Genomic DNA, 21540 nt, shown 5'->3' with positions numbered 1-21540 from the left:
GGATATGGCTTTCAATTTACGCAACCGCAACTTTCTAAAACTGCTCGATTTCACGCCGAAAGAGATCCAATTTCTGCTCAATCTCTCTGCTGATCTCAAAAAAGCGAAATACGCCGGATCAGAACAGAAAAGATTAGCGGGTAAAAATATTGCGCTGATTTTTGAGAAAGCCTCAACACGAACACGATGTGCATTTGAAGTGGCCGCGTTTGATCAAGGCGCTCAAGTCTCTTACATCGGGCCATCAGGGTCGCAAATTGGTCATAAAGAGTCGATGAAAGACACCGCTCGCGTACTCGGAAGAATGTACGATGGCATCCAATATCGCGGTTTTGGACAAGAAATTGTCGAAGAGCTTGGCGCACATGCTGGCGTTCCTGTATGGAACGGGCTCACCAACGAGTTCCACCCAACACAGATTTTAGCTGACTTTTTAACCATGATTGAGCATGGCCGTGGTAAGCAGTTGCACCAAGTGTCACTGGCTTATCTAGGCGATGCGCGCAATAACATGGGCAATTCCCTGATGGTGGGCGCAGCAAAAATGGGCATGGATATTCGCCTTGTGGCACCCAAACAGTTTTGGCCAGAAGCATCACTCGTCACCACTTGCCAAGAAATTGCCAAGCAGACGGGAGCCAAAATCACGCTCACTGAAAATGTACAAGAAGGCGTGCAAGGATGCGATTTTCTCTATACCGACGTTTGGGTTTCCATGGGCGAATCAGCCGATGCATGGGATGAACGCGTGGCCTTAATGACACCTTACCAAATCAATATGAATGTGATTAAGCAAACTGATAATCCACAGGTAAAATTTATGCACTGCTTGCCTGCGTTTCATAACGACGAAACCACTGTAGGTAAAGAGGTGGCGGAAAAATATGGTATGAAAGGTTTGGAAGTCACCGAAGAGGTGTTTGAGTCTGAATATTCGATTGTGTTTGATGAAGCTGAAAACCGCATGCACACCATCAAAGCTGTGATGGTCGCGACTCTCGGCGCTTAAAAAAAACAAGGCAACAATGGATCGAAGCCCGATGAACTTACATGAGTAAGTGATTCGGGTGAGTGAAAACAGCTAACGCCGCGACAGTGCCAAAGCGACTTTTAATCCTCAAAATCATTGGTGCTGTCGCAAGGCAGCAAGAGAACGAAGCCCGATGAACTTACATGAGTAAGTGATTCGGGTGAGTGAAAGCAGCTAACGCAGCGACAGTGCCAATGATGAAGAGGATTGCGAGGTAATCGCTTGCGCTCACACAACGAAAGCGTATAATTCCCAGCAATTTGTCTGAGGGGTAGCTATGAAAACGGACGTTGTTATTCACATCTACAACGCAATTCGATTCAATGTAGGTCAGCGTGCTGACTTACTGGGCGCGTTATTTTTCCCCTCTCTTGATTTTTAAAGCCTCCCTATTGGGGGGCTTTTTTATGGCTACTAGAAAATTATAGGGAAGACGACCATGGTGAATTCGCTTTATCAAAAGCACATTATTTCGATTCCGGAGCTCTCTCGTGACGAGCTGGAATTGATTGTGAAAACCGCAGGCCAACTCAAAGCGGAACCAAAACCAGAGCTGATCAAGCACAAAGTGGTAGCAAGCTGCTTTTTTGAGCCGTCGACTCGTACTCGTTTGTCTTTTGAAACCGCTATTCAACGCATCGGCGGCAGCGTGATTGGCTTTGATAATGGTGGCAATACGTCACTGGCGAAAAAAGGCGAAACATTGGCCGATTCTGTACAAGTGATCTCCTCTTATGTGGATGCGTTTGTGATGCGCCACCCCCAAGAAGGCGCAGCACGTTTAGCCTCTGAATTTTCAAACGGCGTTCCTGTGATTAACGCTGGCGACGGTGCTAACCAGCACCCAACCCAAACACTGCTTGATTTGTTCACCATTGCCGAAACACAAGGCCGTTTAGATAACATTAATATCGCCTTTGTTGGCGACTTGAAATATGGCCGTACCGTCCATTCTTTAACCCAAGCTTTGGCTAAATTTAACCACATTCGCTTCTTCTTTGTTGCGCCGGATGCGCTGGCTATGCCTGACTATATTTGCGAAGAGTTAGATGATGCAGGCATTGAGTACAGCCTGCACACCGATATGGAAAGCGTTATTCCACAGTTAGATATTCTGTATATGACGCGCGTCCAAAAAGAGCGCTTTGATGAATCAGAGTACGCGCACATTAAATCGGCGTATATTTTAACAGCCGCCATGCTTGAAGGTGCGCGTGATAACTTAAAAGTGCTGCATCCGCTTCCGCGCGTGGATGAAATCACCGTTGATGTGGACAAAACGAAGCACGCTTACTTCTTCCAACAAGCAGAAAACGGGGTCTACGCCCGTGAAGCTTTGCTGGCGCTTGTGTTAAACGAAACCCTGTAATAAAGGAGCCCCAACCATGACTAAAGAGACTCAATTGCAGGTTGAAGCAATTAAAAACGGCACGGTTATCGACCACATTCCTGCGCAAATCGGTATTAAAGTATTAAAGTTATTCGATATGCACAATTCTCATCAACGTGTCACGATTGGCTTAAATTTACCCTCTTCCGCGCTGGGCGCAAAAGATCTGCTGAAGATTGAAAATGTGTTCATTAATGAAGCCCAAGCCAATAAATTAGCACTTTATGCACCGCATGCGACTGTCAACCAAATCGAAAACTACCAAGTGGTGAAAAAGCTAGCGTTGACACTGCCTGAGCAGATCAATGATGTTTTTGCCTGCCCAAACAGCAACTGTATTTCCCACAATGAACCAGTCGAAAGCAGCTTTAAGGTTTTCGAAAAGAAAAACGATATTCGTTTGAAATGTAAGTATTGTGAGAAAGTTTACTCACGTGAGATTGTGACCGAACGCGAGTCATAATTAACCCCGTTTAAGTCTATCGATGCCTCACTTTAGTGGGGCATTTTGCACTTTACCTGCCGTTTCTTTAAAGGCAAACTGACGCCTACCCTTCCCATAAAAACAGATGGAACACAATCATGACTAAAGTACTTCATACCGAATCCGCTCCTGCCGCAATTGGCCCTTATGTACAAGGTGTCGATCTTGGCAATATGGTGCTAACTTCAGGGCAAATTCCAGTCAACCCAGTCACCGGTGAAGTGTCAGCAGATATCGCAGTGCAGGCTCGTCAATCTCTCGACAACGTAAAAGCCGTGGTCGAATCTTCTGGCTTAACAGTTTCTGACATCGTAAAAATGACTGTATTTGTTAAAGATCTGAATGATTTTGGCACGGTGAATGAAGTCTACGGTAAGTTTTTTGATGAACATAACGTGGCAAACTACCCAGCGCGTTCATGCGTAGAAGTCGCTCGCTTACCCAAAGATGTGGGTATTGAAATTGAAGCGATTGCGGTACGTAAATAAGTATTGCTCATAATCAGCACAGTGTAAGCACCACCAGCATACCACTCTGACGTGAATGTGCTTTTTCAAACCTCGAACCCCGTTCGAGGTTTTTGTTTAATCCAAAAAATCAATTTTTACACCTCACACTTGCTACTTTAGGGTTAGTCACCAACACTTATCATACTTTGAACCGTTCGAGGTAGTGAAATGCAAGGGATTATCTATACCGTTCTTTCTGATTTAGTCATCGAAAAATTTGGCGCACTGTTTTGGGATCAAATGCTCGAGGATTTAAAACCTAGCTCTCAAGGTATATACACCGCTGGAGAGCAATACTCCGATGACGAACTGCTTGCAATGGTGGCTTATTTGAGCGAGAAGAAAAACATCCCCACCGATGATTTAGTCCGGCTTTATGGACAATACCTATTTTCTCGCCTGTACAACAGCCTTCCTGAAAATTACCCAAATAAAAACAACTTATTAGAGTTTTTGATTTCGGTCGATCAAGTGATCCATAAAGAAGTGAAGCGGCTCTACCCTGATGCCTATTTGCCGCAATTTCAATATAAAAGCGAGGGCGATCGATTAACCATGTATTACACCTCGAAAAGAAAATTATGCGCTGCGGCGGAAGGACTCATCATCGGCGCTTCAGAACAATTTGGTGAAGAAGTCGAAATCGAGCAGCCCCAATGCATGCATCATGGTGCTTCATTTTGTGAAATTGTTGTCACCTTTAAGGGCAAACATGAGTGAAATAGAGCAATACCAACGCATTTATGAGCGTGAGCGTCAGGCTCGTTTGCTGGCAGAGCGGTTACTGCAAGAAAAAAGCCGCGAGCTCTACGATAAAATTTTAGAGCTGCAAGAGACTCTAGATCAACTTCATAGCGCGCAAGCACAGCTTGTACAATCAGAAAAAATGGCCTCTGTCGGTCTGCTGGCGGCTGGCGTTGCTCACGAGATCAATAACCCAATCGGTTTTTGTCTGAGTAATTTAAATACGCTGCGTGATTACTCTCACGCCTATATAGGAATTGTCGCTTTGGTAGCACAGCACAAAGCCGAAATTGCTAACACAGATTTCTACCGCAATTATCAAGATTATTATCAACGACATGATATTGGTTTTGTCGAAAGTGATTTAACTGACATGCTTCAAGAGACTTCGGGTGGATTGCTCCGCGTAAAAGACATTGTCACTAGCCTACAAAGCGTTTCTCACTCCAGTGATGGCCGATTTGTCGAGTGTGAGTTAAATTCGTGTATTGAATCGACACTACACATGGTCTGGAACCAATTTAAATATACGATGGAAGTCGAGCAGCGATTGGATGAGGCTTTGCCGAAAATCAATGGGATATCAGCAGAGCTACAACAAGTGTTTATGAACCTATTTATTAACGCCTCTCACGCTTGCGAAGCACAAGGAAAGTTAACGATTAGCACCGATTCTGTGGTCGAAAAAGGGAAACGCTGGGTGAGGGTCACTGTGGCGGATAATGGGCATGGCATGAATCAAGACATCATCAACAAGGTGTTTGATCCTTTCTTCACCACCAAACCTGTCGGCGTAGGGACGGGTTTGGGTTTATCGATTTCATACAGTATTGTTGAAAAGCATGGTGGGAAAATGCAGGTCGAATCTGAAGTGGGACAAGGCACCACCTTCATACTTCTTTTCCCCACCATTCGGTAAAGCGGTTACTGGCTGCGTGATGTGACTTTCTTACCATCAAGCATCGCGACCTCTTCATCCAGTTGCGCTAATTTGGCCACCATCTGCTCACGGCATAATGTCGCTAATTCCCGTAAGTTTTCTTTCCCATATCCTTCAATACTGATCGGTGGCAGCATCTCAACAATCACATGACCATTGTCCCAACGGTTCAGCTTAATATCATTAGTTGAGCTACAAACGATGGGGATAATCGGTACACCTGCGCCAATTGCCGCATGAAACGCCCCCATTTTAAAGGGCAGCATGCCACGGCCACGCGAGCGAGTACCTTCTGGAAACATCCACACAGACACATCACTGGTTTTGATGCTATCGACAACTTGATCAATGGTGCCTTTGGCTTTGTTGCGATTGGCTCTATCAATTAAAATATTTCCTGTTAACCAATACAACTGACCAAATACAGGTGTCCAAACTAAGCTTTTTTTTCCTACTGTCACGACTTTCGGCGTCACAGCCGCAGCAACAGTACACAGATCCCAGTTATTTTGATGATTCGCAATGTAGATGTGCTGGCCGCGTTGATAAGCATCTTCTGGGATACGCAGTTCTAATTTAATGCCCATCAATTTTGACATACGGGCAAATAAACGCCCAAACGTAAATACATGTTTGGGATTGCGTGGGCTAAGTAAGCAGTAACCACATCCAAAAACAAACATCACAATGGCAAACAGTGCGACTGCCAATAGACGCAAAAGAGCAATCATTTCAGTTCTCCATGGAACAAAGATAAAAAATGAGCAAAGATAAAAAAGCCGAAACCCAGAGATTTCGGCTCCATTGCATGAGCGAGAGTTTAACTGCTGACTTGAATGCGCTCAATATTAGCGCCAAGAGCCGACAGTTTATCTTCAATTCTTTCGTAACCGCGATCGATATGGTAGATGCGATCGACGATGGTTTCACCTTTTGCGATACAACCGGCAATCACTAGGCTGGCTGAGGCACGTAGATCGGTCGCCATCACCTGCGCGCCACTCAACGATTCCACATCACCACAAATCACTGTATTCCCTTCAATCTCCGCTTTTGCTCCCATACGCATCAGTTCAGGAACGTGCATAAAACGGTTTTCAAAGATGGTTTCAGTGATCTTGCCACCACCTTTTGCCATCATATTGAGTAGGGTAAATTGTGCTTGCATATCGGTTGGAAAGCCAGGATGAGGCGCAGTGCGAATCGAAACCGCTTTAAGCTCTTTTCCGGTCATATCAAGGCTTATCCAGCCCTCGCCCGTTTCAATCTCAGCGCCCGCTTCTTCCAGTTTTGCTAGCACGGCCTCTAACAAATGCGAGTGAGTGTTGTGGCAAACAATTTTTCCGCGAGAAACAGCCGCCGCGACTAAAAACGTGCCCGTTTCAATGCGATCAGCCACAACAGCGTGTTTACCACCACCCAAACGTTCAACACCTTCAATGGTAATGGTATCGGTGCCTGCACCGGACACTTTTGCACCCAGCTTATTCAAAAACAGTGCGGTATCGACAATTTCAGGCTCACGCGCAGCGTTGTCGAGCACGGTTGTGCCTTCGGCAAGGGTTGCAGCGCACATAATAGTAATCGTGGCCCCCACGCTCACTTTATCCATGACGATGTGTGCACCTTGTAGACGACCTTCGACACTGGCTTTCACGTAGCCATCTTCTAAGGTGATGGTGGCACCAAGCTGCTCTAAACCGTGAATATGCAGATCGACAGGGCGGGCGCCAATGGCACAGCCTCCAGGCAATGAGACTTGTCCATAACCAAAACGAGCCACTAATGGACCGAGAGCCCAAATAGAAGCACGCATGGTTTTGACTAAATCATACGGCGCGCAATATTCATCAATTTGACTAGGATCGACATGAACTGAGCCATTACGTTCGACTTTAGCGCCTAAACGTTTGAGCAGTTCCATTGTGGTATCAATATCACGAAGGTGTGGCACATTGGCCACTTCTACTGGCTCAGAGGCCAAAATAGACGCAAATAAAATAGGCAGTGCAGCGTTTTTGGCACCGGAAATGGTCACTTCACCTTGAAGAGGTTGTGTTGACCCAATAACTCGAAACTTTTCCATCAATAAACCTTACAGCGACATCAACTTTTTATCACGAGCCCACTCTGTTGGTGTGAACGCTTTAATAGAAAGAGCATGAATGTCGTTTCTTTGAATGTACTCCATCAGTGGAGCATAAATTAGTTGTTGTTTTTTAACGCGACTCATCCCTGCAAAACAAGCATCAACAGCGATAACTTCATAGTGGCTACCTTCACCTTTGACGTGGATCTCTTCAAGGTTTAGTGCTTGTTCTAATAACTGTTGTACTTTTGCGCTATCCACAATGTTCCCCTGCTTAATTCTTTATATGTTGAGCCATTAAACGATCAACGTTGCTCAATTGGAATAGTGTGCGCAGTTGCTCTGGCACGAAACTGAGCATTATATGACAGTTTCGTTTTTTTGCATGCTCTATTAGGTGGATTAACATCACCATTCCAGCAGAGTCTATGCGTTCAACGTTTTTCAGTTCAATCTCAAACTGTGTACTCACCGGGTTCCATTTTTGGATAAACGCCCATAAATCAGGCAAATGCTCTCTGTCTAATGCGCCCGACAAAGCCGCAATCGGCATATCAGTTTGATGCCACTGCGGATGAATCATTGCGCTTTACCTTCAAAACGGATCGGCTGATCCGCCAATTGTTGCAGTTCATTGGCAACCGCTAAGATGCCATCTTGGCGAATTTTACCGCTCCATTCAGATTGCTTACTGGAGAGCAAACTCACTCCTTCTGCAATCATATCAAAGGCTTGCCATTCGCCATTTTTCTCTTTGCGCAATTTAAACTCAAGTTTGATGTTCGGTCGTGGCGTATCAATAATATCCACCTTCACGCTGGTAATGCGTTTATCATCCGACACCGCCTGTTCAGGCTCGAACTCAATAATTTGGTTACTGTACTGAGTCAATACTTGCGCATATGCACTGACAAGATAGGCACGAAATGCGGTGATGAAAGTGGCGACATCTTCACGCTTGGCCCCTTTTAAGTTTGGGCCCAATAACTTCAGTGCCGCATACTGCTCATTGACGTAAGGCATCAGCTCCTGTTCCACAATTTCTTTCAAATATTCAGGATGGTGGTGAATCGCTTCTTGTTCGGCTTTCAAACGAGTAAATGCCGTTTCAGACACCTGCTTCATCATGGTATAGGGCTGGGTTTTATCCACATTGGCCGCTTGCACAAACATGGAGGCAAAGAGGGTAAATACAAAAATCAACGTCCGTTTAAACACTGTTTTTATAAACTCTGTTGTTATAAACACTGTGTGTTACTCCTTACCTTTTTTTTGTGAGCCACCAACCGACGCTATACAGCACTTGACCAATCAAATCTTCTAATACGAGGCGGATTTTGTGTCTTCAATTAAGTCGCCCTCTTTTAACATCTGTTCATCTTCAAAGACAAAACCGGGCACAAGCCCAATGTACTGCTCGCCGATCAATCCAGAAGTTAGAATTTGCACACTCGACGTTTCTGGAAATTGATCATATTGACTGTTAATAGCCATAGTGACCACCGGAAGCAAGCTCTTTCTATCGAGTTTAATCTCGGCCACTCGCCCAACGACTACACCACCCACTTTGACTGGCGAGCGCACTTTTAAAACTACCGATATTGTCAAATTCAGCTTTCAATTGGTAAGTATGGTTGGAACCCAACCCTTTTAACGTCAGCGACCTGAAAAATCATCACCAGAATTGCGCAAATTCCAGCAAGGACAAAGCTACCGACCCAAAGTTCTATTTTTCGTGTTTGCTGCATGATTAATTCCCAAACATCATGCGGTGAGTACAAAGTCTACCCTAATACAGCTAAAAGACGAATGCACTACGGTTCTTGTGGTGGCACGGCTAATACCTTCCGAGGTTGGAATAGCATCGTAACCGTTAAACAGTGCAATCCAAGTCACTGTGATGGCAAACATCACGCACTTGTCATACTGTTGCCAATATCTTGCCTAGCCTACCGATGACTGCATCGCAGACCAAAAACTGCCGTGATCAATCCCTTTTCCAATCCACGCCAACAAGCTGGCCTCCCCAAATGCCGACCGCCATAAAAATCATCGCTAGCAACGGCATTGATATTAGCCCAGCCCAAAAGCGAGGAGCGATAATACGTTTGAGCGGATCAACCGCCATCATCTCTAAACTGGAAGCTGCTCGGTGGCTTTCATCAGGCCGATCTCAGCGGTAAGTGCAGAACCAGCACGCCCAGCAAACAGCAGCGCAGTCACCACGGGCCAAGTTCACGCAATAAAGAGAGCGCGACCATCTGCCCAAGCTACCTTCCGCGCCGTAATCGACCAAAATCACATAGCCTTGCAGGCTCAACACCATGCCAATGAACAAGCCAGAAACGACAATAATCGCCAGCGACTGAACACCAACACTGTAGAGCTGCTTCACTAACAATGGAAAATTCTGAATAGGCCGTGGGCGGCTCACTAATGCGCCAAACAGCATCAAGCTCGCTTTGCCAAAGGCTTGGCAAAATTCGAGCGTACGGCGACCGAGCCCTTCAATCCAGTCAGTCAATGTAACATCATGAGAATAGATCCTTTTCTAGGCTTTGCGCTGGAAAGCGAAATGGTACAGGCCATCAGCCTCGCCTTGTAAAAATTGTTGTACGCGAGGATCGCTATTTTGGTAAAGATCGTTTGGCGTTCCTTGGCAATCACTTTGCCGTCAGCCAGCAAATAAACCCAATCGGCAATGCTCATCACTCAGGAACATCATGAAGACCACTATCGAGGTCACCCTAAAGCTTGATTCAAATTGCGGATCAATTCCACCAGCACGCCCATGGTGATCGGGTCTTGCCCACAAACGGCTCATCATACATGATCAGTTCCGGATCCAGCGCAATCGCGCGCGCTAATGCAGCCCTTCTTGCCATGCACCGGATAATTCGCTCGGCATGAGCAAGGCGGCACCGCGCAGACCAACCGCTTCTAATTTTAGTAAAACTAATGTCTTAATCACGATTCATCTAATTGAGTGTGTTCACGTAAAGGGAAAGCCACATTATCGAACACATTTAAATCGGTAAATAACGCGCCCGACTGAAACAACATGCTCATTTTTTTTACGAGCTTGATACAGCTTTTTGCGACTGAGCATCGGGATGTTTTGTTTGTCGAACCAAATCTCACCTTGTTCAGGAAACAGTTGTCCGCCAATAAGACGTAGCAAAGTGGTTTTACCAATACCCGATGGCCCCATAATGGCGGTAATTTTTCCTTGCGGAACGCTGAGACTCACGTCATCGAAAATCTTCCGTCCTGAACGGGAGAAGGTTAAATCTTGATTGTGACAAGATCGTTGATTGGCATCATGAGTGTTTCACTATTGTTGTTCCGCCCCAAAATGATGGGCAATCATAAGCATAACGTTCTAAAATTAAAAGCACTGTTCAATTACATCCTAAAGTAAAGCATCATCTTTCGCCAAAACAATCTTCCGGTCATTTATTGATGGATAGCTAACTAAACCATGAATTGAACGTAATTAATTGATCTTCAGCTTCCCTTTTCGCAACCAACACGTCAAAATTAGCGGTTAATTGCATCATTTTTCACTCATTTCATTAATTAGGTATCATCATGATCGAAGCGGTAGCGTTTTCTCATTGTAGGTTGGTGTTTTAGTCTGGAGCGCTGACAAGTTAGTCTTTGGTTCTGCGCGCTTGCTCGCAACTTCGGCATCTCGCCATTAGTGATCGCATGACTATTTTAGCAATGGGATCGTCAGCACCAGAGATGATGTATCGGCAACGGCCGCTTTGGATGGAAAACCGATACTGCCGTCGTAACGTACTCGGTTCTAACATCGCTAATATTGCTTTGATCTTGGGTATTACGGCACTCATCAAACCGCTGTCAGTTAGTTCTGCGGTGCTCCGCCGTGAACTGCCGCTGATGATTGCGGTCACATTACTTGCGGTGCGTTATTGTGGGATAACCACTTAGGATTCTATGAAGGTGTGTTGCTGTTTGCACTTTTCGCCGTGTTTATCATCGCGATGCTACGCATTAGCCGTAACGAACAAAAAAATGGTGACGCGCTACTTGCCGAGCAGGAATCTGAAAATACCGCAAGGCGTGAGCAACGCAAAAGCGGCTATTTGGGTAGTAATTGGGCTTATCATTCTGCCGATTGCTGCCAGCGTGTTAGTCGATAACGCCGTCATAATCGCTAAGTTTTTTGGCATGAGCGACTTCATTGGCCTGACGATCATCGCTGTTGGAACCAGCTTGCCAGAATTGGCCGCCTCACTCACAAGTGTGTTGAAAGGCGAAGATGATATGGCTGTGGGCAACATTATTGGCTCGAACGTATTCTAATTCAATATTCTTGCCGTGATGGGCTTACCCGGCATTCTTAATCCATCGATACTCAGTGAGCATGCGATGGGACGCGATTTTTGGGTGATGCTTGGCGTATCTCTGCTACTGGTTGCCATGGCTTTAGGGAAATCGCGTAGTATTAACCGCATTGAGGGAGGCGTGCTCTTCCTCGCTTTTATCGGATACCAAGCTTATCTACTTATGAATATGACCGCTTAACCCAAACTCGGAGTATCGAATGTCGAATCAGTTTGATTATCGCAGTGTTGCACAGCAAGTTCTCGCCACCGAAATGGCGGCTTTACAACAGCTAGAGCAATACTTTGACGATTCATTTTGCCAAGCGTGTGAAATGATCATTGCCAATGAACACGGCAAAGTGGTGGTGATGGGTATGGGTAAATCAGGCCATATCGGTAAGAAAATTGCCGCGACCTTAGCCAGTACTGGCACTTCGGCATTTTTCGTACACCCAGGAGAAGCGGCGCACGGTGACCTTGGTATGATCGAGCGTGGCGACATCGTAATTGCTATTTCAAACTCTGGCGAATCCTCGGAAATTTTATCACTGTTTACTGTGCTAAAACGGCTCAATATTCGCATCATTAGCATGACAGGCAACCCGTCATCGAATATGGCAAAGTTGGCCGATCTTCATTTGCAAATCACTGTCCCACAAGAAGCATGCCCGCTTGGTCTTGCGCCAACCTCCAGCACCACCGCAACGCTAGTGATGGGCGATGCGTTAGCCGTCGCACTCTTGCAAGCACGCGGTTTTACCGCTGAAGATTTTGCGCTGTCTCATCCCGGTGGGGCTTTAGGTCGAAAATTGTTGCTCAAGCTCTCTGATATCATGCACATTGGCGATGCACTACCAACAGTGCAACCAAATGCATTGATCCGCGATGCCTTACTTGAGATCAGTCAAAAAGGCTTGGGGATGACCGCGGTAGTAGACAGCAACATGCAGCTTATTGGCATCTTTACTGATGGCGATTTACGCCGCATCTTAGACAAACGAATCGATATTCACAGCGCGGCAATCAGCGAGGTGATGACGCAAAACCCAACGGTAGCAAGCCCTAACATGCTCGCGGTCGAAGGGTTAAACCTAATGCAAGATAAACGAATCAATGGCTTGATGCTGTGCGAAAATGGCACATTGGTCGGTGCATTAAACATGCACGATTTGCTCAAAGCAGGAGTGATGTGATGACCATGATTGATACACTCTACGGCCCGGTCTCACCGCCTATTCTCGATATAGCTAAGCAGATAAAACTTCTGATCTGCGATGTGGATGGCGTCTTCTCTGATGGCTTAGTTTATATGGGCAATCAAGGCGAAGAGCTAAAAACCTTCCACACTCGAGATGGCTACGGCATAAAATCATTGATGAATGCTGGCATTGAAGTGGCGATCATCACAGGTAGGCAGTCAAAAATTGTCGAAAACCGTATGGCCGTATTAGGCATTACACTGGTTTATCAAGGTCAGGATGACAAGGTCAAAGCCTATAACGATATTTGTCGCCAGCTCAATATTGCCCCAGAACACACAGGGTATATCGGTGATGACTTGATTGATTGGCCGGTAATGGAAAAAGTCGCGCTGAAAGTCTGTGTCGCGGATGGTCACCCGCTATTAGTTAAACGCGCAAACTACGTGACCCATATAAAAGGTGGGCATGGCGCTGTACGCGAAGTGTGTGATTTGATTTTGCAAGCTCGCGGTGAGTTAGATGTGCACAAAGGCTTAAGTGTATGAGTTTATCTCGTGTCCTCTATGTGATACTGATTTTTATCGCATCGTGGTCAGCCTATTACTTGTTCGATAAAGAACAAAGTACCGATATACAAGTTGCTCCGAACTTGGAGTTACCGTCGTTTAGTGGAAAAAATCTCGACAACACCACCTATAACGAGCAAGGTATCCGCAGCTACATCATTCAATCGACGCATCTGGATCATTACGCAAAAAGTGGCGACACCATTTTCGAGTACCCGATACTCAAAGTCTTCCGTGATGGTATTTTGCAAGAGTGGGAGATTACCGCTAAACGCGGCGTACTCGATGAAGAGCAAGTACTCACACTGTATGACGACGTACTGGCAAAAAACCTATTAGCAGATTCTAGTTTTGATACGCTTTCAACCATTAAGATGAGCATTCAACTCAATAATCGCGATTTTTGGGCCGATAATCAGGTCGATTTGGTTGGGCCACAATTCGAAACACAAGGACAAGCGATGAAAGGCAACTTTGCCGACAATACCGCTATTCTTTATAACCATGTACAAGGTAGATATGAAACTCTCACACCTTAGTCTTATTGCTTGTTTAGCGATTTCTGGTCACGTATCCGCGTTGTCTACCGACAGTGCTCAGCAGATTTATCTGAATGCAGACAGCCAACTGCTCGACATGAAAAGCAACCAAATGACACTCCTTGGTAATGTCAATCTCAAACAAGGCAGTATCAATATCAACGCCGACAAAGTGATTGTAACCCGTGATGCGAAAGATGGCTCCATTCAAGAAATTGAAGGATATGGCAACCTCGCCACTTTTTCGCAATTAACCGACGATGGCAAAACCTTGTATGGTGAGGCGAAAGAGCTCTATTACAAATTGGCCGAAGATCAGTTGACGATGATCGATCAAGCCATGTTGTCACAAGACGATAGCATCATCCGTGGTACGAAAATTCGTTACAAAATTTCGTCACAGAAACTGATGGCTGATGGTAACTCTAACGAGCGAGTATCGACCGTGCTTCAGCCGCAAGCCACTACGACACAAGAATAATTATGGCCATACTTAAAGCAGAACATTTAGCGAAAAGCTATAAAAAGCGCAAAGTCGTCTCTGACGTCAGCTTGCAAGTAGAATCGGGGCAGATTGTTGGATTACTCGGCCCTAACGGCGCAGGAAAAACCACATCGTTTTACATGATCGTCGGCCTTGTCGCTCGTGATGAAGGTAAGATCAGCATTGATGATCACGACATCAGCATTTTACCTATGCACAGTCGCTCACGCTTAGGGATCGGCTACTTACCTCAAGAAGCGTCTATTTTTCGAAAATTATCGGTCGAAGATAACATCATGGCGGTACTTGAAACCCGTGAATCGATGACCCGTGAAGAGCGCCAAGATAAACTCGAAGATCTACTAGAAGAATTTCACATTCAACATATCCGCCATAGTGCGGGGATGGCGCTATCGGGTGGTGAACGTCGCCGAGTTGAAATTGCCCGCGCTCTTGCCGCAAACCCACAATTTATTTTGCTTGATGAACCCTTTGCAGGGGTCGACCCCATTTCCGTTATCGACATTAAAAAGATCATCCAACACCTGCGAGATCGTGGCTTAGGCGTTTTAATCACAGACCACAACGTTCGAGAAACATTGGACGTCTGTGAAAAAGCCTATATTGTAAGCCAGGGTCGTTTGATCGCAGAAGGTACACCACATGACGTGCTCAATAATGAAGAGGTAAAACAAGTTTATCTCGGTGAACAATTCCGTCTATGATTAAGTAGAGAGTGACATCAATTCTAAAAATAATAAGGTAACTGGCACTGAATGAAACCCTCATTACAACTGAAGCTCGGCCAACAATTAGCGATGACACCGCAGTTACAACAAGCCATTCGTTTGTTGCAACTCTCCACATTGGAACTCCAGCAAGAGATCCAAGAGGCTCTAGAGTCTAATCCATTATTGGATGTTGAAGAGGCCTATGAAGAGAATGCCACCGCCGATGTTCATAGCATCAATGAGGAGAAAGAAACCAGTGCTGAGGTGTTAGATATTGAGCCACAAGACAGCTCTGACTTAATTGAAAAATCCGAAATCAGCAGCGAGCTTGAGATCGACACCACATGGGATGATGTCTACAGCGCGAACACAGGCAGCACAGGGATCGCCCTTGATGATGACATGCCCGTGTACCAAGGTGAAACAACGCAAACCCTGCAAGATTATCTACTGTGGCAATTAGATCTCACACCGTTTAGCGACACCGACCGCAGCATTGCTCTTGCCTTGATTGACGCCATCGATGACTACGGTTATCTCACCGTTTCTTTGGATGATATTTTAGAAAGCTTTGCCGATGAAAATATTGAGCTTGATGAAATTGAAGCCGTTCGTAAACGTGTTCAGCAGTTTGATCCCCTCGGTGTGGCTTCAGTCAACCTTCAAGACTGCCTGCTTTTACAATTAGCGACCTACCCTGCCAGTACCCCTTGGTTAGAAGAAGCTAAACAGCTGCTGATCCAACACATTGATCTGCTCGGCAACCGTGACTACAAGTTGATCATCAAAGAAACCAAGTTAAAAGAAGAAGATCTGCGAGAGGTATTGCAGCTCATTCAACAACTTGACCCAAGACCGGGAAATAACATTTCAACCGAGCACGCCGAATACGTTGTGCCTGACGTGTCTGTTTACAAAGATCACGGCAAATGGGTGGTCACAATAAACCCAGATAGCGTACCAAAACTTAAGATAAATCAACAATATGCAGCATTAGGCAAAGGTAACAGTGCCGATAGCAACTACATTCGCAGCAATTTGCAAGAAGCAAAATGGCTTATTAAGAGTTTAGAAAGTAGAAACGAGACACTGCTCAAAGTTGCCAAGTGTATTGTTGAACATCAACGTGATTTCTTTGAGTATGGTGAAGAGGCGATGAAGCCAATGGTACTCAATGACGTTGCTTTAGCGGTAGAAATGCATGAATCCACCATATCAAGGGTGACAACGCAGAAGTACATGCATACTCCGCGTGGTATTTTCGAATTGAAATACTTCTTCTCCAGCCATGTCAGTACCGACAGCGGGGGAGAGTGTTCATCGACTGCAATACGAGCACTGATTAAAAAACTGGTGGCCGCTGAAAATACAGCCAAACCATTAAGTGACAGTAAAATTGCAGATCTACTGGCTGACCAAGGGATTCAGGTAGCTAGACGGACGATAGCTAAATACCGTGAATCGTTGGGCATTGCTCCATCGAGTCAGCGCAAACGCCTACTGTAAGGCACAAAACAGAGAAGGAAAGTCTATGCAAATCAATATTAATGCCCATCACATTGATCTGACCGATTCAATGCAAGACTATGTAAACTCGAAGTTTCAAAAACTTGAGCGATTTTTTGACCATATCAATAACGTACAGGTTGTTTTACGTGTTGAAAAAGTACAACAGATCGCTGAAGCTACGCTCCACATAAATCAAGGTGATATCCACGCCGTGGCCGACAATGAAAATATGTATGCTGCCATTGACAGTTTAGTGGATAAACTCGTAAGACAACTCAACAAGCATAAAGAAAAGCTAAGTAGTCATTAATCATGCAATTAAGCGAAGTACTCTCATTGGACTGCACGAAAAGTGCGGTCCAATGCACCAGTAAAAAAAGAGCCCTAGAAATCATTAGCGAAATCGCTGCTGAGTATTCAGGTCAAAATTCCACCGAGCTGTTTGAATGTATGCTCAGCCGAGAAAAAATGGGCAGTACTGGTATTGGTAATGGCATCGCCATTCCTCATGCAAGAATGACCAACAGTGATCGTGCCATTGCCGTTTTGCTGCAGTGTGAAGAACCGATTGAGTTTGATGCTATTGATAATCGACCTGTCGATCTACTGTTTGCGTTGCTCGTTCCTGAAGAGCAGTGCAAAGAGCATTTAAAAACGCTCGCTTGTATGGCCGAGCGCCTCAATGACAAACAAGTTTTAAAACAGCTTCGAAGTGCACAAAGCGATCAAGAGCTGTACGACATCATGACTAACCAATAACCACCGAGCCGAAACTATGCGTTTAATCGTTGTGAGTGGTCAATCAGGCGCAGGGAAAAGCGTTGCTTTACGAGTACTGGAGGATCTCGGCTACTATTGTGTCGATAACCTTCCCGTCAACTTGTTGGATGCGTTTATTCAATCAGTCCAAGGCAGTAAACAAAATGTCGCGGTGAGTATTGATATCCGTAACTTGCCCCAAGAGCCTAGTTTGGTTGCGGATGTTTTAGAGCAGCTAAAACAGAATAACGACGTTAGTGTGCTGTTTCTCGATGCCAGTAAAGAGACACTACTCAAGCGCTACAGCGAAACGCGTCGTATCCATCCTCTCTCATTAAACGCCGATAAACCTTCACTTGCGCAAGCGATTGAATTGGAAAAGTCGCTGCTTGCACCGCTCAAAGAGCAAGCCGATTTAGTGCTCGATAGCAGTAATCAATCGTTGCATGAGTTGAGCGAAACCGTACGCATGCGAATTGAAGGACGTGAGCGCAAAGATCTGGTGATGGTGTTTCAGTCTTTTGGCTTCAAATATGGACTACCCAACGATGCAGACTACGTGTTTGATGTGCGTTTTTTACCCAACCCACATTGGGAACCCGATCTTCGCCCATTAACTGGCCTGGATGCGCCAATTAAGTCGTTTCTTGAACGCCATAGTGAAGTAATTGAACTTAAACAACAAATTCAAAAGTTTGTTGAATACTGGCTGCCGATGCTCGAAAAAAACAACCGCAGTTATCTCACAATTGCGATTGGTTGCACCGGTGGTAAGCACCGCTCCGTTTACCTGACTCAACAGCTTGGCGAGTACTTTGCTCAATTGGGTCACCAAGTACAGATACGCCATACATCATTAGAAAAACAGCAATAGGAGCGATGGTATGCCACTATTAAGTAAAACGGTTTTAATCCAAAATCGCTTGGGCCTTCATGCTCGTGCAGCCGTTAAGCTGGTTGAACTGTCGCAATCTTTTGATGCGGTGGTCACCATTCAAAGTGAAGAAGGAAAAGAAGCCACTGCAGACAGTGTGATGGGTTTATTGATGCTCGAATCCGCACAAGGTCAATACATCACCATCAATGTTGAAGGCTCACAAGCAGAGCCTGCTTTGCAAGCGGTTAGTTCGCTGATTGAACATAAATTCGATGAAGACGAGTAAGCACAAGGCTTACACTCCACTCTCCCACAGACAGCGCATGCGCGCCCCTGATAGTCAAAATAAATTCAGTGCTTAATAAGAACTTATTAAATAAGGCCTAGAATTAAGTTACTATTCAACACATTGTAAGAATCCTAAGTAGGGGGAAACCATGGCCGAGCAAATTGAATTTGATCAAGCTCACCTAACCCTCCAAGAAGTCAGCGAAGCTTTAGAAAATGGTCGTTTTGTCCATGTCCGTCGCCAATTGCAGGACATGGAGCCAGAAGATATTGCTCACCTCTTAGAAGCCTCTCCACGTAAAAGCCGGGAGGTGTTATGGCAACTCACCGACCCAGAAGACTACGGTGAAATCCTTGATGAGCTCAACGAAGACGTCAAAGATGCCCTAGTTTCCAAAATGGCACCCGAAAAACTTGCAGAAGCGACCGAAGGCATGGACACCGATGACGTGGCCTATGTACTGCGTAGCTTGCCAGATGACGTGTCACGCGAAGTGCTTTCGCAGATGGACAGCGCTGATCGCCAGCGCGTTGAAACCGCACTCTCCTATTCAGAGGAAACAGCCGGCGGGATCATGAATACCGACGTGATCACCATTCGTGGTGATGTTGATATTGACGTGGTTTTACGCTATTTACGCATGCGCGGCGATCTGCCCGAAGCAACCGATGCACTTTACGTGATTGACGATGAAAGTAAGCTGATTGGGCATCTCTCACTCACCACCTTGCTGACCACGCAACCGGATATTCCAGTAAGTGAAGTCATGGATGATGCCGATGAGGCGATTTTGGTCACCACCAGCGACTCCGATGTTGCCAGCCTGTTTGAACGTCGCAACTGGGTGTCCGCGCCTGTGGTGGATGAAAACCAACACTTGGTCGGTCGGATCACCATTGATGACGTCGTTGACATCATTCGTGAAGATGCCGAACACTCAATGATGAGTATGGCTGGTATGAACGATGACGAAGATACCTTTGCTCCGGTAGTCAAATCCGCTCGTAAACGGACCATCTGGCTTGGGGCAAATGTTTTGGCCGCCCTAGCCGCCGCCTCTGTTTCCAACATGTTTGAAGCGACACTGGATCAAATGGCTGCCATTGCCGTGCTAATGACCATTGTTCCCTCAATGGGTGGTGTCGCAGGTAACCAAACCGTGGCCTTGGTCATTCGTGGTTTAGCATTGGGACATATCGGTGACAGTAACCAACGCGAATTGCTATTCAAAGAAGCGGCAATCGGTTTTTTAAATGGCATCATGTGGGCCACCATCATTGGTGGCATTGTGGTGGCATGGAAAGGCAATTGGATGCTTGGCGGCATCATTTTCGCAGCAATGATGGCCAACCTACTCATTGCAGGGATCGCCGGCGTCACCATCCCAATTTTACTGAAAAAAATGAAAATCGACCCGGCTCTTGCTGGCGGAATGGCGTTAACAACCGTCACCGATGTGGTTGGGCTTTCTGTCTTTCTCGGCTTGGCGACCATTTTGATGTAGCCATATTTTGATGTAACCCTATAGTGATACATACCCAAACCACCCATAAAAAAAAGCTTGGTTGTTATACCAAGCTTTTTTATATTCAGATTAAGCGATTATTCGCCCGCAATTTTCATCGATTCAAGTAAAATAGACCCAGTTTGGATTTGCGAGCGTGTTTCGACATCACTCCCTACCGCAACCATTTGCTGGAACATATCTTTCAAATTGCCCGCGATAGTAATCTCAGATACAGGGTATTGAATCACACCGTTTTCAACCCAGAAACCAGCGGCGCCACGCGAATAATCACCTGTCACTGCATTAACACCTTGGCCCATCACTTCAGTGACTAACAAGCCTGTACCCAACGCTTTGAGCATCTGCTCAAAATTTTGCCCTGTGGATTGAACATACCAGTTATGGATGCCACCCGCGTGACCAGTTGGAGTCATCTTCATTTTACGAGCGGCATAGCTGCTCAGAAGATAAGTCGAGAGCACGCCATCGGTAATGATTTGGCGGTCTTGCGTAAACACCCCTTCGCTATCAAATGGGCTTGATGCCAACGCACGCAATACATGGGGTTTTTCGGCAATATTGAACCAATCGGGTAAAATTTTCTCGCCTAACTTATCAAGTAAAAAGGAAGATTTACGATACAAGCTGCCACCACTGATCGCCATCACCAAATGACCAATCAAACCTGTCGCTACATCCGCGGCAAACATCACCGGAACTTTGCCCGTCTTCAATTTTTTTGCATCTAAACGGCTGATGGTTTTTTCTGCAGCTTGTTGCCCGACCAGCTCTGGCGACCATAAATCGTCGCGGTGACGTGCAACGGTATAGCTATAATCACGCTCCATCTCACCATTTTTACCCTCACCGATCACGCAGCAGCTAATGCTATGACGGCTAGAGGCATAACTCGCGAGCAAACCATGGCTATTACCATACACTTTCACACCGTAATGGCTGTCATAACTTGCGCCATCACTTTGTTTGATCTTGTTGCTGTAAGCTAACGCTTTCTCTTCTGCAGCAATGGCAATTTTAGCGGCCATGTCCGGGTTAGGTTCATCCGGATGGAAGAGATCTAAATCAGGAATATTTCGCACCATTAACTCTTTAGGTGCAGGGCCTGCATAAGGATCTTCAGAAGTGTAAAGCGCAATATCAAGCGCTGCAGCGACCGTCTGCGCAATTGCTTTTTCACTGAGATCTGACGTCGACGCACTGCCTTTACGCTGCCCACGATACACGGTGATGCCTAACGCCCCATCACTGTTAAATTCTACGTTTTCAACTTCACACATTCGCGTCGAAACACTCAGGCCGGTACTTTTGGTGATCGCCACTTCGGCAGCATCAGAACTGAGCGCAGCCATCTCTAATGCCTTAGCAACCGCCGCTTCAAGTTCGATGCGCTGCTGAGCAACTTGTTGTTTTACGTCCATATCTCATCAATTATTAGCAAACAATGTCATTAGGATAACAAGAATTTCGCTTTCTCCCCACGATTCTTGCTAAAATAGCTGACATACATAACTCAAT

General features: G+C 45.7%; 25 protein-coding genes and 4 pseudogenes. 20 read left to right on the top strand and 9 right to left on the bottom strand.

Going from position 1 to position 21540, the window contains the following annotated elements; all coding sequences use genetic code 11:
• The first annotated feature begins 4 nt into the window (after positions 1–4).
• The 6 genes from argF (at position 5) to N5E84_RS15405 (ending at position 5076) form a co-directional block, all read left to right on the top strand.
• Positions 5–1009, top strand: coding sequence for an ornithine carbamoyltransferase (gene argF, locus N5E84_RS15430; protein WP_069212113.1), 1005 nt, complete (start codon positions 5–7; stop codon positions 1007–1009).
• Positions 1010–1469: 460 nt separating this feature from the next.
• Entirely contained in the window at positions 1470–2399 is a 930-nt protein-coding gene (pyrB, locus tag N5E84_RS15425; RefSeq protein WP_013855987.1) for an aspartate carbamoyltransferase, read from the top strand.
• A gap of 16 nt (positions 2400–2415) precedes the next feature.
• Positions 2416–2883 (top strand): aspartate carbamoyltransferase regulatory subunit, encoded by a 468-nt coding sequence (gene pyrI / locus N5E84_RS15420; protein WP_010318833.1) that lies wholly within the window; start codon positions 2416–2418, stop codon positions 2881–2883.
• A 119-nt stretch (positions 2884–3002) separates the two neighbouring features.
• Positions 3003–3392 carry a RidA family protein gene (locus tag N5E84_RS15415; RefSeq protein WP_013855986.1) on the top strand — a complete coding sequence of 130 codons (390 nt, stop codon included), beginning with the start codon at positions 3003–3005 and terminating at the stop codon, positions 3390–3392.
• Between the two features lie 189 nt (positions 3393–3581).
• Positions 3582–4133 carry a heme NO-binding domain-containing protein gene (locus N5E84_RS15410; RefSeq protein ID WP_064625910.1) on the top strand — a complete coding sequence of 184 codons (552 nt, stop codon included), beginning with the start codon at positions 3582–3584 and terminating at the stop codon, positions 4131–4133.
• The gene (locus N5E84_RS15405) at positions 4126–5076 is read left to right on the top strand and encodes a sensor histidine kinase (protein WP_019282514.1); all 951 of its coding nucleotides are present in this window, start codon (positions 4126–4128) and stop codon (positions 5074–5076) included. Before N5E84_RS15410 ends, N5E84_RS15405 begins: the two co-directional genes overlap by 8 nt.
• 5 nt (positions 5077–5081) lie before the next feature.
• Here N5E84_RS15405 and N5E84_RS15400 read toward each other — a convergent pair whose 3' ends face one another.
• From N5E84_RS15400 to N5E84_RS15365, 8 genes and pseudogenes are all read right to left on the bottom strand, one after another.
• Positions 5082–5828: a 1-acylglycerol-3-phosphate O-acyltransferase gene (locus N5E84_RS15400; RefSeq protein WP_019282515.1), complete on the bottom strand. Its 747-nt coding sequence runs from the start codon at positions 5826–5828 to the stop codon at positions 5082–5084.
• Positions 5829–5917: 89 nt separating this feature from the next.
• On the bottom strand, positions 5918–7183 hold the full coding sequence (murA, locus tag N5E84_RS15395; protein ID WP_026029130.1) for a UDP-N-acetylglucosamine 1-carboxyvinyltransferase: 1266 nt from the start codon (positions 7181–7183) through the stop codon (positions 5918–5920).
• Between the two features lie 9 nt (positions 7184–7192).
• Positions 7193–7447: a BolA family iron metabolism protein IbaG gene (gene ibaG / locus N5E84_RS15390; protein ID WP_013855981.1), complete on the bottom strand. Its 255-nt coding sequence runs from the start codon at positions 7445–7447 to the stop codon at positions 7193–7195.
• A 13-nt stretch (positions 7448–7460) separates the two neighbouring features.
• Positions 7461–7769, bottom strand: coding sequence for a lipid asymmetry maintenance protein MlaB (locus N5E84_RS15385; protein ID WP_019282516.1), 309 nt, complete (start codon positions 7767–7769; stop codon positions 7461–7463).
• Positions 7766–8404 (bottom strand): phospholipid-binding protein MlaC, encoded by a 639-nt coding sequence (gene mlaC, locus N5E84_RS15380; protein WP_029388289.1) that lies wholly within the window; start codon positions 8402–8404, stop codon positions 7766–7768. Before mlaC ends, N5E84_RS15385 begins: the two co-directional genes overlap by 4 nt.
• A gap of 43 nt (positions 8405–8447) precedes the next feature.
• Positions 8448–8934 (bottom strand): annotated as a pseudogene (mlaD, locus tag N5E84_RS15375) (outer membrane lipid asymmetry maintenance protein MlaD).
• Positions 8935–8936: 2 nt separating this feature from the next.
• Positions 8937–9710 (bottom strand): annotated as a pseudogene (gene mlaE / locus N5E84_RS15370) (lipid asymmetry maintenance ABC transporter permease subunit MlaE).
• Positions 9711–9717: 7 nt separating this feature from the next.
• Positions 9718–10448, bottom strand: a pseudogene (locus N5E84_RS15365) (ATP-binding cassette domain-containing protein).
• Positions 10449–10897: 449 nt separating this feature from the next.
• On the opposite strand from N5E84_RS15365, the gene N5E84_RS21415 reads away from it, so the two are divergent.
• The 14 genes and pseudogenes from N5E84_RS21415 to mgtE all read left to right on the top strand — a co-directional run bounded on the left by N5E84_RS21415 (position 10898) and on the right by mgtE (position 20001).
• The gene (locus tag N5E84_RS21415) at positions 10898–11143 is read left to right on the top strand and encodes a hypothetical protein (protein ID WP_410001415.1); all 246 of its coding nucleotides are present in this window, start codon (positions 10898–10900) and stop codon (positions 11141–11143) included.
• Complete coding sequence (locus N5E84_RS21410; protein WP_410001414.1) at positions 11125–11355, top strand: hypothetical protein; 231 nt, start codon at positions 11125–11127, stop codon at positions 11353–11355. Before N5E84_RS21415 ends, N5E84_RS21410 begins: the two co-directional genes overlap by 19 nt.
• Positions 11276–11740 (top strand): annotated as a pseudogene (locus tag N5E84_RS21405) (hypothetical protein). The gene N5E84_RS21410 and the pseudogene N5E84_RS21405 overlap by 80 nt, the downstream one beginning before the upstream one ends.
• Before the next feature lie 19 nt (positions 11741–11759).
• A complete protein-coding gene (kdsD, locus tag N5E84_RS15355; RefSeq protein WP_019282520.1) occupies positions 11760–12734 on the top strand; it encodes an arabinose-5-phosphate isomerase KdsD in 975 nt (324 codons plus the stop codon).
• A complete protein-coding gene (gene kdsC / locus N5E84_RS15350) occupies positions 12734–13288 on the top strand; it encodes a 3-deoxy-manno-octulosonate-8-phosphatase KdsC (protein WP_202599046.1) in 555 nt (184 codons plus the stop codon). The genes kdsD and kdsC overlap by 1 nt, the downstream gene beginning before the upstream one ends.
• Positions 13285–13848: an LPS export ABC transporter periplasmic protein LptC gene (gene lptC / locus N5E84_RS15345; protein WP_019282521.1), complete on the top strand. Its 564-nt coding sequence runs from the start codon at positions 13285–13287 to the stop codon at positions 13846–13848. Before kdsC ends, lptC begins: the two co-directional genes overlap by 4 nt.
• Positions 13829–14329, top strand: a complete 501-nt coding sequence (gene lptA, locus N5E84_RS15340; protein ID WP_017047032.1) for a lipopolysaccharide transport periplasmic protein LptA — start codon at positions 13829–13831, stop codon at positions 14327–14329. Before lptC ends, lptA begins: the two co-directional genes overlap by 20 nt.
• Before the next feature lie 2 nt (positions 14330–14331).
• On the top strand, positions 14332–15057 hold the full coding sequence (gene lptB, locus N5E84_RS15335) for an LPS export ABC transporter ATP-binding protein (RefSeq protein ID WP_013855971.1): 726 nt from the start codon (positions 14332–14334) through the stop codon (positions 15055–15057).
• A 51-nt stretch (positions 15058–15108) separates the two neighbouring features.
• Positions 15109–16569 (top strand): RNA polymerase factor sigma-54, encoded by a 1461-nt coding sequence (locus N5E84_RS15330; protein ID WP_069212112.1) that lies wholly within the window; start codon positions 15109–15111, stop codon positions 16567–16569.
• Positions 16570–16594: 25 nt separating this feature from the next.
• The gene (gene hpf, locus N5E84_RS15325) at positions 16595–16882 is read left to right on the top strand and encodes a ribosome hibernation promoting factor (RefSeq protein WP_013855969.1); all 288 of its coding nucleotides are present in this window, start codon (positions 16595–16597) and stop codon (positions 16880–16882) included.
• A gap of 2 nt (positions 16883–16884) precedes the next feature.
• A complete protein-coding gene (gene ptsN / locus N5E84_RS15320; protein ID WP_013855968.1) occupies positions 16885–17331 on the top strand; it encodes a PTS IIA-like nitrogen regulatory protein PtsN in 447 nt (148 codons plus the stop codon).
• A 16-nt stretch (positions 17332–17347) separates the two neighbouring features.
• Positions 17348–18205: an RNase adapter RapZ gene (gene rapZ / locus N5E84_RS15315; protein WP_019282522.1), complete on the top strand. Its 858-nt coding sequence runs from the start codon at positions 17348–17350 to the stop codon at positions 18203–18205.
• Positions 18206–18215: 10 nt separating this feature from the next.
• Complete coding sequence (locus N5E84_RS15310; RefSeq protein ID WP_019282523.1) at positions 18216–18494, top strand: HPr family phosphocarrier protein; 279 nt, start codon at positions 18216–18218, stop codon at positions 18492–18494.
• Positions 18495–18645: 151 nt separating this feature from the next.
• Positions 18646–20001: a magnesium transporter gene (mgtE, locus tag N5E84_RS15305; RefSeq protein ID WP_019282524.1), complete on the top strand. Its 1356-nt coding sequence runs from the start codon at positions 18646–18648 to the stop codon at positions 19999–20001.
• A 98-nt stretch (positions 20002–20099) separates the two neighbouring features.
• On the opposite strand, the gene pmbA is transcribed toward mgtE, so the two are convergent.
• Positions 20100–21443 carry a metalloprotease PmbA gene (pmbA, locus tag N5E84_RS15300; protein ID WP_010318811.1) on the bottom strand — a complete coding sequence of 448 codons (1344 nt, stop codon included), beginning with the start codon at positions 21441–21443 and terminating at the stop codon, positions 20100–20102.
• Positions 21444–21540 lie beyond the last annotated feature (97 nt).

It is taken from the genome of Vibrio sp. J502, assembly GCF_025397955.1.
Classification (GTDB): domain Bacteria; phylum Pseudomonadota; class Gammaproteobacteria; order Enterobacterales; family Vibrionaceae; genus Vibrio; species Vibrio anguillarum.
This window is presented reverse-complemented; position numbering and strand designations above follow the sequence as displayed.